Origin of the sequence: Parabacteroides faecis, assembly GCF_014647375.1 — a bacterium.
GTDB classification, from domain to species: domain Bacteria; phylum Bacteroidota; class Bacteroidia; order Bacteroidales; family Tannerellaceae; genus Parabacteroides; species Parabacteroides faecis.
Genome location: NZ_BMPB01000012.1, coordinates 251,709 through 265,273, shown reverse-complemented (window position 1 = coordinate 265,273; position 13,565 = coordinate 251,709). Strand labels below are relative to the sequence as shown.

The following is a 13,565-nucleotide window of genomic DNA, read 5'->3' as shown; positions in this document are numbered from 1 at the left end:
TTAAAACCAACGGCAAATGAACCTGTAATAGTCATGTCACTTTGATTATAGGATAGTTCAAATCTGATAATTTCTGAATCAAAATTTTCGGAACTCCGACCAGGCATAATCAGATTGTAGGACCAAGTGTTTTGATCCTAGTTCTATATCGTACAATTAAAGAAATTAAGTTATACGCTGAGTTATACACTTCTTATACGCCGTATATTTTGAATTTCAATCGTCTAAAGCAAGTTGTAAAACACACCTTATACACACGGACCGGTCTCTCTTTAAATATAGATAGAAGTATCTTTAATATAGAATTTATAATAGGGCATTTTTTCAATTTTTTTCAGTAGAGGTCAAACCGTTCTCTAACGCTCCATTACAAAATAAATCATTTTCCAAAACATATATGTTTCGTTTGCAAATCATATATGTTTTGTCGTTAAAACACCTATGTTTCGACAGCGGTTGTCAGCGCTTTTTCCAATAAAGATTAACTGTCTTTATCCAGCACTAACCATCCCTATCTGCTCCTATCCGGTAGTCACTTTTCAGTTGTACTTACTTTTGTGAGGTTATCGATAATCTGATAATAACCGAATAAATTATTTTAGCGTAGTTAGCCTGTTTACAAAGTTTGTTATACATTTGTATGCAGAATAAATATTAGAGATCCTACAATCATGATAAAGATATTTCCAACCGATAAGGTTAAAGAACTCGATCAATACACGATCCAAAACGAGCCGATTAGCTCTATCGACCTGGTAGAACGTGCCTCAACGGTTTTTGTGCAGGAGTTCTGCCGCCGTTTTTCGAAGCAAACCCGCATCATCGTATTCGCCGGACAGGGTAATAACGGTGCCGATGCACTTGCCATCGCACGCCTGCTGAAAGATGAGTGCTACAAAGTTGAGACTTATTTATTCAATCCGACCGAACATCTTTCTTTTGATTGTGAGATGAATAAGCAACGGATACTCGGCCTGGAAAAGGTGGAGTTTACCGAAGTAGTAGCCGACTTCGTTCCTCCGGTACTGACCGAGCGTGATGTCGTGATCGACGGTCTGTTCGGTTCCGGCCTGAATCGTCCGCTGACCGGCGGGTTCGCTGCTATGGTGCATTATATCAATCAATCGGATGCGACGATCGTATCTATAGATATTCCCTCCGGACTGTTCGGCGAAAACAACCAGACCAATGATCCAGACTCTATCATCCGGGCCAACCTGACACTGACGTTCGGTTTCCCGAAACTGGCGTTCTTCTTCCCGGAGAATGCCGAATATGTCGGTGAATGGAAAGTGCTGGATATCGGTATTCATCCGGATATTGTCGATAATACTCCCACTCCCTATATGATGGTGACGGAAGAAGATATGGCGGAAGTATTCCAGCCACGCGACAAATTCTCTCATAAAGGGACTTTCGGCCACGCATTGCTTATTGCCGGAAGCAAAGGCAAAATGGGAGCTGCCCTGCTTGCCGCCCGTTCATGTCTGAGAAGCGGGGCCGGACTACTGACGGTTCACATTCCGCAACGCGGTGAAGTAATCCTGCAGGCCGCTTTCCCGGAAGCGATGGTCAGTTTCGATCCGCATCCCGACTATTTCACAACCGTTCCCGAAATATCCGCTTACTCCGCCATCGGTGTAGGACCCGGCTTAGGCCAACATCTCGAATCGGCTGCTGCTTTGGAACGTCTGCTTCAAACAACGGAAAAGCCGGTCGTGCTGGATGCCGATGCACTCAACCTGATCGCTTCCAATAAAGATCTTCTGAACCGCATCCCTCCGCACAGCATCCTGACACCGCACCCGAAAGAGTTCGACCGCATCGCCGGAGAAAGCAACAGTATGTTCGAACGTTTACGGAAAGCACAGTCATTCGCTGTCGATCATAAACTTTGCATTGTCCTGAAAGGTACCTATACGGCAACCTGTACTCCCGGAGGTAACATTTATTTTAATAGTTGCGGAAATCCGGGCATGGCAACTGCCGGTAGCGGCGATGTCCTGACCGGCATTATCCTGGGATTGCTGGCACAAGGGGCTGAACCTGAAACTGCTGCTGTATCGGGAGTTTTCCTTCATGGTACGGCTGGCGACCTGGCTGCCGTTTACCGCTCGGAAGAAAGTATGATCGCCGGTGATATCACCGACATGCTCGGAAAAGCGTTCAAGCAAATCAAATAACAACAGGAACGCATCCTGATTTATATTACCAGCCAGGTCCCTGAAAGGATCTGGCCGTACTTTTTTTATAAGTTGTGTACCTTTTAATATTCAGCGTTTTTCGCAAGTCATACCTAATAATCAGCCAAATATAACATTCTATAAGAGCTTATGTTTCAAAAAAAAGAGATATATTCGACCACCAAAAGTAGGCAAATGACAAATAAATCCATACATATTATATCCTATTTATTACTGATCTGTGTGCTGTGTTTCCCCTCTTGCTCAAACAGCAACTCAATCTCTCCGGAATTAGATCAGGCAGAGATGTTGATGGAAACAGCACCCGACAGTGCATTGACCATCCTTAATAATATACAATCCCCCGAAAAACTGTCGAGCAAAGAATATGCAGCATATTCCTTGCTGTTCACACAGGCTCTGGATAAGAATTATATCATGATAACCTCCGACTCCCTGATAAAAAAGGCAGTCGCCTATTATGAAAACCAGAATGATATTCCGGCACTGGCATTGTCATATTATTATATGGGCAGGGCCTATTCGGATATGCAGGATGCACTGCAGGCACAACAATCCTACCTCAAAGCACGCGAACTGGGAGAAAGTTTACATGCTACCGACCTGCTTATCAAAGCGAACAATAGCCTGGGGACGCTTTATTCGTATCAGGACATCTACGAAATGGCACTTCCTCTCTATAAAAGGACATTGCAGCTTTTAGAAAACAGTAATGATTCTACCAGAATATCTTTCGCCCTACGTAACACCGCCCGTGTTTTTACCGAAACTCAGGAACCGGACAGCGCTATATATTACTACCGGCAAGCAATAAAAACAGCAACCCCGCAAAGTATCTCGTCGTTATATAACGATCTCGGAAGTTTATATCTGAAAACAAAACAATATCAAGATGCTTACGATTGTATACAGAAATCGATGCAAACATGCTTACCATCCAAGCCCCGCTATCATTTATACCTGACGTACGGAGAATATTTATTGAAAACAGCACAATATGACTCTGCCCGGTATTACCTGAACCGTAGCCTGGAAAGCCCGAGTATTTATACACAGGCCGGAAGTTTATATTTCCTGGCCCGGATAGAAAGACAGAAATCCAACCTGACAAACTATTTCAAATATTGGGACCGCTATGAACAGCTAAGGGATTCTATAGACGAAGACTCCCATTATGAAAATATACGTGTGGTACAAAGTATGTTCAACTACCAGCGCATAGCGGATGAAAAGAGCAAATATGAAAAGGAAGCATCCCAACGAATGATCATCATATACCAGATACTGATAATCACTGCCGCCTTGTTCCTTGCCGGCTTTTTCATCTTCAAAAAGGAACAAAAGAAAAAGAAGAAGCTGCTCGACCTGAAAGAACAGCTATACAAACAGAGCCAACAGTACATAGAGGATAACAAGAAACAGATCCGGCTACTCGAAAGAAATCTGTCGGAAGGAGAAGAATCTTTGAGCGAAGTAAAGAAACAGCTATTTGAAACCCAAAAGTTGATACTGGAAATGGAGAACAGGCAAGTCTCATTAAAGCAAAATACGGTCGAATTACTGGAACAGGATTTCAAGAGATCCTCTTTATACTCTAAAATCCACAAAGCCGACTCGGGACTGACCGATAGCGAATGGTCCGAACTTGTTTTGCTGATCGATGCCACATATTCGAACTTCACAAGCCGCATTCTTGAACTATCTCCGCGGCTCTCCCCGGAGGAATTACGCATATGTTATTTGGTCAAAATCGGTGTTCCTGTAAAAAAGATAGCGATATTAACCAACATAACCAGCTCCGGAGTCTCACAATGTCGTAGAAGACTGTATAAAAAATTGACACAAGAGTCCGAAAATGCAGAGAAATTCGACTCGTTTATATCTGACTTCTAGTTAATTAAACATTGTCACCATTTTGTCACCAAAAATATAATCCATATTAAAATATCAATTATATTTTTGTAAGGCATTTTCATTTTTATCAACCTACAATTAAACATTTAAGATCATGAGACAGTTAATTGCTACTCTATTTTTAGTTATTTGCGGAGTGTTTTGCGCTCAAAATATCTATGCTGATCGTATCCCAACTAAGGGCAAATGGGGACCAGAAGATATTAAATCTATTTTTCCGGCACCTCCTACAGCTTCAATAGAAGGAAATAACCTGACAATCGAATTTACCAGTCCGCTGGCAAATCTGACTATTCAGGTAATAGATAATACAGGAACGGTAGTCTATGAAGAAAGTGTATCTGTTACAAGTCCGCAGGCATATACAATTCCATTAAATACAGAAAATGGAGAATACACCCTGTGCCTGGTACATCGATATGGATACCTGACCGGCTCATTTGTTATTGAATAGCATTAAATGCACTAAATTTATGTTTTCTGCAACTCGCGGAGGATGATTTAACCAACCCCTCTATATCTCGATCTCCTTTTCCATTCGCGAGTTGCTCTCCCATAACCAAAACATTAACTATGATTTTATTCCTTCCTACCCAATATACCATAATCCGACTTAACATCTGCATTACAAAAGACTAAAAGACGGTTCTATGGTTGGTTACTAACAAAATATTTCCTAGTTTTGTACAATCATTATTGAGATAATAAATTGTTTGGATATGAAGAATCTGATCACAATAGCATGTCTTTTGTTTAGTCTACCACTAATGGCACAAACCAAAGTGGTAAAGAAAAATGCTGTCAAAGCAAATAATTTCGGTATTACTTATTCATTGCCAAAAACACAACTGATCATCGATGCAGAAGTGACAAAGGTAACCTGTAAAGCAGGACCTTACTACAAGTATGCAGAGAAATATCTGGGAGTTAAAGATGCGGTAACGGAAGATAAAGTATACTATGAACTAGGTAAACTATCTCTGGTTAATAAGGGAATACCCGATCCGGATAACACGTATATTGTTGAATTTAAAAGCGGTACGGTTGCTCCTTACGCTTATCTGACGGAAGACGGCCTCCTATGTTCCATCAACGCCGAATATACTCCGGAAGAATCGGAACTCGAATCTATAAAGAAAAACGGACAGGGACCGGCAAAAGTAACGGATGCCTCTGTTTTTTCAGAAGAGCTGCTGATGGCAGGCTCTACAGCCCGGCAAGCGGAAGTTGCCGCAAAACAAATCTACCGTATCCGTGAAAGCCGTTTGAATATCTTAACCGGTGACGCAGACAACCTTCCTCCCGACGGTGAAGCGATGAAGTTGGTTATCCAGCAACTGGAAGAACAGGAAAAAGCACTATCTAACCTGTTCACCGGCATCCTGACCAAAGAAACATCTCATTATGAAGTAAGCATTACGCCTTATGACAATCTGGATAAAGAAGTTTTATTCCGTTTCTCTAACCTGATGGGGATCGTCGATGCAGACGATCTGGGAGGTGTTCCGGTCTATATGAATCTGAAAGCAACCGAGCGTGCTCCGGTTCTCGACCCGAAAGAAGCAGAAAAGAAGGAAAAATCAATGAAAGGCATTATTTATAACGTACCGGGAAAAGCCAGTATCGAGATCAGCATGAACAAAAAAACACTCTATAAGGGAGAAGCACAAATTACCCAGTTCGGTTCACGTGAAGGACTTGCCCCTGTTATGTTCGAAGATAAAAAAGCTCCGGTAAAAGTCTATTTCTATCCGGAGACCGGCGCCATAAAACAAATAATTCAATAATAATCTAATCTAAATTCTTATGTTTGAAGGACAACCTAAAGGTTTATACGCGTTAGCCTTAGCGAATACCGGCGAGCGTTTCGGGTATTACACGATGCTCGCAATTTTTACTTTATTTTTACAAGCTAAATTCGGCTTCACAGCTGCCGAGACATCGACCATCTTCGGGTCTTTCTTAGCAGCAGTGTATTTCATGCCGCTTATCGGAGGTATCCTTGCCGATAAATTCGGTTACGGTAAAATGGTAACGACAGGTATCGTTGTCATGTTTATCGGATATGTATTGTTATCTATTCCTACACCCTCTTCTACCGGAAAAATATTAATGTTCGGTGCATTGGCCCTGATCGCTTGTGGTACAGGTCTGTTCAAAGGGAATTTGCAGGTAATGGTAGGTAATCTGTACGATGCTCCTGAATACAAAGCAAAACGTGATACCGCATTCAGTATATTCTATATGGCTATCAATATCGGTGCGATGTATGCTCCGACTGCAGCTACAATGATAACAAACAAGATGTTGGGTAAAGCCGGATTCACATATGTGCCGCAGATCCCTTCACTGGCTCATCAATTCCTGAACGGAACAATTACAGAAGAAGGAGCTACCACCTTGAGCGGTTTACAGGCTGCTCAAAATTTCGTCGGTGATACAGCTACATTCTGTACGACGTATATCGATAAATTATCGGAGGCTTACAACTATGGTTTCGCTATTGCCTGTATTTCTCTGATCGTATCCATGCTGATCTATGTGGTGTTCCGCCCGACATTCAAACATGCCGATTACAACTCTAAACAGGCAAAACCTGCTAATGTACAGGAAGAAGAACTGACACCGGAACAGACAAAAGCACGTATCCAGGCATTGTTGCTGGTATTTGCCGTAGTTATTTTCTTCTGGATGGCATTCCACCAGAATGGCTTGACACTGACATTCTTTGCACGTGACTATACGGCTCAATCCATTACCGGACTGGATCGCTTAGGCTTCAATATCGTGAACCTGACCTTCCTGTTAGTCATCGTTTACGCTGCCTTCTCTTTATTCCAGTTAAAAACAGGTAAAGCAAAAGGTATATCGGCTGCAATCCTTCTCGTTATGCTTGGCTTGCTCGGATGGAATTATGCCTCTATGGATCCGACAGTAGGTATCCTGCCGCAGATATTCCAGCAGTTCAACCCATTCTTCGTAATCGTGTTGACACCGGTATCACTGGCAGTATTCGGCTACCTGGCAAAGAAAAAGAAAGAGCCGTCTGCACCGCGTAAGATCGGTATCGGTATGGTGATTGCAGCCTGCGGTTTCCTTATCATGGCTGTAGGATCATTAGGTTTGCCGACACCGGCAGCAGTCGAAGCAAATGGTATTTCTGCCGATGTATTGGTTTCACCGAACTGGCTGATTTCGACTTATCTGGTATTGACTTTTGCTGAGTTGCTTCTTTCACCGATGGGTATCTCATTTGTATCGAAAGTGGCACCTCCTAAATATAAAGGTATGATGATGGGAGGATGGTTCGTGGCTACGGCTATCGGTAACTATCTGGTGGCTATCATCGGTTACCTGTGGGGCGGAATGCAGTTGTGGATGGTATGGAGCGTATTGATCGTATGCTGTCTGTTGTCTGCTCTGTTCATCTTCTCTATCATGAAACGTTTGGAAAAAGTAGCTAAATAAGAAAAAGCTGAAAGATGAAGTTGCAGCAACAAAGATATTTCAGGCAAAGTTCTTTCCGGTTCAAAAGATGGAGCCGGAAAGGGTATGCTGCATTCTTCAGTTTGAAGCGGGCCGTTACGATCGGACAACTTTCCTCTAATGTATCGGAAAGATTCCAGGTTAAGAACGGCTCCAACCACTCGTCTGTATTATTTGCCGGACGTATAAATACGGAAGAGACCGAAGTCGTAACGGATATCTCACAAGAGCGATCGGGCACGGAAGCCATCACATGGCTTTCGCAGATGTTACTTCTTTTATTCTCTTTGCCGACGGTAAAACAGACATCGGTAGCGGCTTCGTACGTACATTATATTATATTTATATATCCTAAAGCGGGAAGTTTCAGTATATGCTGAGACTTTCCGCTTTTTATTTCTTAAAAGACAAGAGCGATATGATTGAAACACTTAAACAGTTTGTTATTGAAGGGGGAAAAATAAGTGAAGAACAAGCGATTACTTTATCCCGGTGTACCGATAAAGAGGCTTTATATAAAGCCGCCCACCAAATAACACGGCATTTTATGGGAGATAAGTTCGATACCTGTTCCATTATCAATGCAAAAAGCGGGAATTGCAGCGAGAACTGTAAATGGTGCGCACAGTCCGGTCATTACAATACGGTCGTTGCTTTGTATCCTTTACTTCCGGCAGAGGAATGCGTTCATCAGGCATTGCATAACCGTCAGCAGGGAATCGAACGTTTCGGACTGGTGACCAGTGGAAAACGGCTATCCGACGGGGAAATAAAAAAGCTGACTGAAACAGTCAGGTATATTAAGCAGGCAAGCGATATCAAATGCTGTGCTTCCCTGGGACTTCTGAACAAAGAGCAGTTAAAGGAATTACGTGAAAGCGGCGTTGAGAACTATCATTGCAATATAGAAACAGCTCCCTCCTACTTCCGAACCTTATGTACGACACATACAATCGAACAAAAACTGGAAACGATCCATATGGCCAGGGAAGAAGGTTTCCGTATCTGTTCCGGTGGTATAATAGGTATGGGAGAAACGATGGAACAACGGATAGAAATGGCCTTACTGCTACAAAAAGAGCAGGTTCATTCTATCCCCCTGAACTTATTGCAACCGATACCCGGAACGCCGCTAGCCGGTACTCCGCAACTATCCGAAGAGGAGTTTCTGACTACGATCGCCCTATTCCGCTTTATCAATCCGAATGCTTATCTCCGTTTCTCCGGCGGACGTTCCTTGCTGAGTAAGGAAGCGCAACAAAAAGCATTATATATAGGTATAAACGCAGCCATCATCGGCGACCTGTTAACGACTATCGGAAGCTGCGTGGATGAAGATAAAGAACTTTTCACCGAAGCAGGTTATTCATTAACGAGAGAAACCGACTGGGTCGGATAAAACAGACAGACAAATGACTACAGAAGAATTATTACAATACGACAGGGAGCATGTATGGCATCCCTATACATCGACGATCGATCCGCTCCCCGTTTATCCGGTGGCGGGAGCAGAAGGTGTGGAAATTATCCTGGCAGACGGAAGACGACTAATCGACGGTATGTCTTCCTGGTGGGCAGCGGTTCACGGATACAATCATCCGGTACTCAACGCGGCAGCCAATGAACAATTAAAGAAGATGAGCCATATCATGTTTGGCGGTATTACCCATGAACCGGCTGTCGAGTTGGCACAAAAGCTATTGGATATACTTCCCCCAGAAATGGAAAAGATATTCTTTGCCGACAGTGGTTCGGTTGCCGTCGAAGTGGCGATGAAAATGGCTATCCAATACTGGCAATCAGAAGGAAAAACAAATAAACATGCTTTTGCGACTATCCGTAGCGGATATCACGGCGATACCTGGCATGCGATGTCTGTCTGTGATCCGGTAACGGGTATGCACGGAATATTTGCCGGTAGCCTTCCGGTACAGTATTTTATACCTCAACCTTCCGTGAAATACGGGGAAGAATGGAATGAAGATGCCATGAAACCATTGGCAGACTTGCTGCAACAGCATGCCGGTGATATTGCCGCCCTGATACTGGAACCTATCGTGCAGGGAGCCGGAGGAATGTATTTCTACTCACCTGCTTTTCTGGTACGTGCCAAAGAGTTATGCGAACATTATGAGGTATTACTGATCTTTGACGAGATCGCTACCGGGTTTGGGCGCACAGGCAAACTCTTTGCCTGGGAACATGCGGGGGTTGTTCCGGATATCATGTGCATAGGAAAAGCACTGACAGGAGGCTACCTGACATTATCGGCTACGCTGACTACCACACGGGTAGCAACGACGATCTGTTCCGGTGAAGCCGGTTGTTTCATGCATGGTCCGACCTTTATGGGAAATCCGTTAGCCTGCGCCATTGCTTCCGCCTCCGTTTCATTGCTTCTGGAAAGTGGCTGGAAAGAAAAGGTAAATGCTATCGAAAGGCAACTCAGCCGTGAACTGGCACCAGCCCAATCATTCGGGAATGTAAAGGAAGTACGAGTATTGGGAGCCATCGGTGTAATTGAAATGAAAGAACCTGTCCATATGGCCATCCTGCAACGTCGCTTTGTGGAGGCAGGCATCTGGGTCCGTCCGTTCGGCAAGCTGGTTTACCTGATGCCTCCGTTTATTATCAAGCCGGAAGAGCTGAGTATATTGACCTCCGGTGTATTAAACTGTATTGAAGAAACAGGACAATGAAAGATTATAATTCCATATTAAACCAACTCAAGGCTACAGGTAGCTATCGCCAGTTACCAGCCGTCACACATCACGGTTACCGGATCGAGAAAGAAGGTCAGACCATGCTTAACCTGTCTTCCAACGATTATCTGGGGCTGGCATCCCGCTCCGACCTTCAAAAAGCATTTCTGGAGGAATGGAAAGAACAGGAATACCCTTTTTCCTCCTCTTCCTCCCGCCTGTTGACCGGAAACTTTACAGTTTACACGGAACTGGAACAACTGCTGGCCGAACGCTTCAACCGCGAAGCTGCCCTGCTCTTCAACAGCGGCTACCATGCCAATACCGGAATACTCCCGGCACTGGCCGACAAACAGACAGTCATCCTTGCCGATAAATTGGTACATGCCAGTATCATCGACGGTATTTTACTCAGCGGCGTTCCTTTCCAGCGTTACCGTCACAATGATTACAATCACCTGGAAACTTTATTGAAAAGATTTGCCGGAGAATGCGAGCAACTGTTTATCGTTACAGAAAGTATCTTCAGCATGGATGGGGATATCGCAGATCTCCGCCGCCTGGTCGAACTAAAGAAAACTTATCCGAATGTCGTTTTATATGTCGATGAAGCACATGCCATCGGTGTACGCGGTAAAAACGGATTAGGGATTGCAGAAGAACAAGGCTGTATCGCAGACATAGACCTGTTGGTCGGTACGTTCGGGAAAGCATTGGCTTCGATGGGGGCTTATGTCATATGTGACCGTACCATCCGGGAATATCTGGTCAATTACATGCGTCCGCTGATATTCAGCACCGCCTTACCGCCTTTCCAGATAGCCTGGACACGGTTTATCTTTGAACGGCTGCCGGATTTTACACCTCTTCGCGAAAGGCTTGCACAGACCAGTCATCTACTGGCTGAAGCACTCGAAGGGAAAGGTGGAGAGATCAGTGAAAGTCATATCATCCCTTATATCATCGGAGAGAATACCGATTGCATTCTCAAAACTGAAGAGTTACAGCGCAAGGGCTTCTACTGTCTGCCCGTTCGTCCCCCGACGGTTCCGAAAGGGACATCACGGATACGCTTCTCATTGACGGCAGATGTAACGGTGACCGATATACAACAACTGATACAATCGCTGTAGGCGAAGGTTCGATATAAATAATTATTCAATAATGAAGATACAAAAACAAACAGACATCCGAAATCGTCGCCTCCTTCTGTTTTTTGCCGGATGGTCCGCTACACCGGAATTATTCGTCCGACTGAAAGCGGAAGAAGGTACGGACATTATGATCTGCTATAATTACAGGGTGTTGACATTTGAAGAAGATCTCACCCGTTATGAAGAAATAGACCTCATCGCGTGGTCTATGGGAATTCGGATGGCAGAACTGACTCTGGCCGGTAAATACACATTCACCTCTGCCACTGCCGTTAACGGTACCTCCTTTCCGATACATGACACATACGGTATCCCTGAGAAGATTTTCCAGGGAACACTCGACAACCTGACAACCGAAGGTCTGAAACGTTTCAACCGCCGGATGTGCGGTACTCGTGACATACTGGCACAATACGAAGCATTCCCTCCCCGGCCATTAGAAGAAATAAAGGAAGAATTACAATTCATCTATGACTCCTGTAAGGAACATTCTGAGATAAATTCACAATCCACTCCTTCCTCTATTCCCTGGACACGGGCAGTCATCAGCTCGGATGATCATATTTTCCCGGCAGCCAATCAACATAACTATTGGGATGAACGTTGCCCGGTAATAGAAATAACAGCCCCTCACTATCCCTTTTACTTATGGAAACAGTGGAACGAATTATAACCCGCTTCAGCCGTGCGCTTGACAGCTACGACCAACATGCCGATGCCCAGCAGCAAATCTGCCGGAAGCTAACAGGGCTGTTATCACGCTACACCAGCATGCACTTCCGGCGTGCATTGGAAATAGGTTGTGGCACAGGAGGTTTCACCCGCAACCTGAAAGATAGTTGTGTGATCGACGAATGGTATCTGAACGATCTTTGCGAAGGTTGCCATGATAAGATAGCCGAACTCTTTCCGAGACAATCGACCGATTTTATTCCTGGTAATGCAGAAGAGATCGATTTTCCCGGTCGTTTCGATCTGATTGCCTCCGCCTCTGCCTTTCAATGGATGAAAGAGCCGAGACTACTCCTGCATAAGCTGGCAGAAAGACTTACTCCGAATGGCATTTTAGCATTCAATACCTTCGCCCCCGGTAATCTGGCAGAGATCAAACAACTGACCGGAGCAGGCTTAAACTATCCACCGACCAACCGGTTGACGGAATGGCTGGAAGAAGATTTCCATCTGCTCCATCTTCGGGAAGAAGATATTATCCTCACGTTCGATACTCCCCTCGACGTGCTTCGCCATCTGAAAAAGACAGGGGTAACAGCAACCGGCGATGGCCAGTGGACACGTGGCAAACAAACTCGTTTCTGCCATGATTATCAGCAGTTGTTCCACACAAACAATAATAAAGTAACACTCACTTACCGCCCGCTTTATGTATTGGCGGTAAAAAAACAATAGACTAAAATGAAAGGAAAAGTATTCTTTATCTCAGGTATCGATACCAATGTCGGCAAAACCTATGCTACAGGTATCCTAGCCCGTACTCTGGCTGCAAAAGGCCATACAGTAATCACGCAGAAGATGATCCAGACCGGTTGTACGGAAGTATCTGAAGACATCGAAATGCATCGCCACCTGATGGGTATCCCGTTTACAAATGAAGACAAATCAGGTGCCACGTGCCCTTATATCTTCACGTATCCCTGTTCACCACATATGGCAGCCGAACGTGATAAACGCGAGATTAATCTGTCTAATATTACAGTTAAAACTCAATACCTGCAAGAATTATATGAGTATGTATTGCTTGAAGGGGCGGGCGGATTGATGGTACCGAATGATTTTAAATCCCTGGCAATCGATTATGTGAAACGCGAACATTATCCTCTGATCCTTGTCACTTCCGGTAAACTGGGAAGTATAAATCACACGCTCCTGAGCCTTTTTGCCTGTCGTGAGTATGGTATTAAGGTAGAAGCTGTCATCTATAACCTTTATCCCCGGACTGATAAATTGATCGAAGAAAATACACTTGAATATCTCAGCCGGTATATCTCCCGTGAATGGCCCGGTACTCAACTGGTCGTTATGCCCGAACAAACCGAAGGTAAAACTCCACTTCCTCTCAATATCAACTTATAACAGAAAACACGATA

The 13,565-nt window shown here is 44.2% G+C and carries 12 protein-coding genes; all 12 read left to right on the top strand.

The window, feature by feature from the left end; translation table 11 throughout:
- Positions 1-671 precede the first annotated feature (671 nt).
- A complete protein-coding gene (locus IEY67_RS18325; RefSeq protein ID WP_122373994.1) occupies positions 672-2,183 on the top strand; it encodes an NAD(P)H-hydrate dehydratase in 1,512 nt (503 codons plus the stop codon).
- 195 nt (positions 2,184-2,378) lie between these two features.
- Positions 2,379-4,097, top strand: coding sequence for a tetratricopeptide repeat protein (locus IEY67_RS18320; protein ID WP_183670899.1), 1,719 nt, complete (start codon positions 2,379-2,381; stop codon positions 4,095-4,097).
- Positions 4,098-4,212: 115 nt separating this feature from the next.
- Complete coding sequence (locus tag IEY67_RS18315) at positions 4,213-4,572, top strand: DUF3244 domain-containing protein (RefSeq protein WP_122353881.1); 360 nt, start codon at positions 4,213-4,215, stop codon at positions 4,570-4,572.
- 265 nt (positions 4,573-4,837) lie between these two features.
- Positions 4,838-5,905, top strand: a complete 1,068-nt coding sequence (locus tag IEY67_RS18310; protein WP_122353883.1) for a DUF4831 family protein — start codon at positions 4,838-4,840, stop codon at positions 5,903-5,905.
- A gap of 19 nt (positions 5,906-5,924) precedes the next feature.
- The gene (locus IEY67_RS18305) at positions 5,925-7,586 is read left to right on the top strand and encodes a peptide MFS transporter (RefSeq protein ID WP_183670901.1); all 1,662 of its coding nucleotides are present in this window, start codon (positions 5,925-5,927) and stop codon (positions 7,584-7,586) included.
- Positions 7,587-7,600: 14 nt separating this feature from the next.
- Positions 7,601-7,984, top strand: coding sequence for a hypothetical protein (locus tag IEY67_RS18300; RefSeq protein WP_122373990.1), 384 nt, complete (start codon positions 7,601-7,603; stop codon positions 7,982-7,984).
- Positions 7,985-8,022: 38 nt separating this feature from the next.
- Entirely contained in the window at positions 8,023-9,003 is a 981-nt protein-coding gene (gene bioB, locus IEY67_RS18295; RefSeq protein WP_183670903.1) for a biotin synthase BioB, read from the top strand.
- A 13-nt stretch (positions 9,004-9,016) separates the two neighbouring features.
- On the top strand, positions 9,017-10,303 hold the full coding sequence (gene bioA / locus IEY67_RS18290; RefSeq protein WP_183670904.1) for an adenosylmethionine--8-amino-7-oxononanoate transaminase: 1,287 nt from the start codon (positions 9,017-9,019) through the stop codon (positions 10,301-10,303).
- Positions 10,300-11,439, top strand: coding sequence for an 8-amino-7-oxononanoate synthase (locus IEY67_RS18285; RefSeq protein ID WP_183670906.1), 1,140 nt, complete (start codon positions 10,300-10,302; stop codon positions 11,437-11,439). Before bioA ends, IEY67_RS18285 begins: the two co-directional genes overlap by 4 nt.
- A 31-nt stretch (positions 11,440-11,470) precedes the next feature.
- Entirely contained in the window at positions 11,471-12,133 is a 663-nt protein-coding gene (locus IEY67_RS18280) for a DUF452 family protein (protein WP_183670908.1), read from the top strand.
- Entirely contained in the window at positions 12,109-12,867 is a 759-nt protein-coding gene (bioC, locus tag IEY67_RS18275; protein ID WP_183670910.1) for a malonyl-ACP O-methyltransferase BioC, read from the top strand. The genes IEY67_RS18280 and bioC overlap by 25 nt, the downstream gene beginning before the upstream one ends.
- A gap of 6 nt (positions 12,868-12,873) precedes the next feature.
- A complete protein-coding gene (bioD, locus tag IEY67_RS18270; RefSeq protein WP_122373984.1) occupies positions 12,874-13,551 on the top strand; it encodes a dethiobiotin synthase in 678 nt (225 codons plus the stop codon).
- The last annotated feature ends 14 nt before the right edge of the window (positions 13,552-13,565 follow it).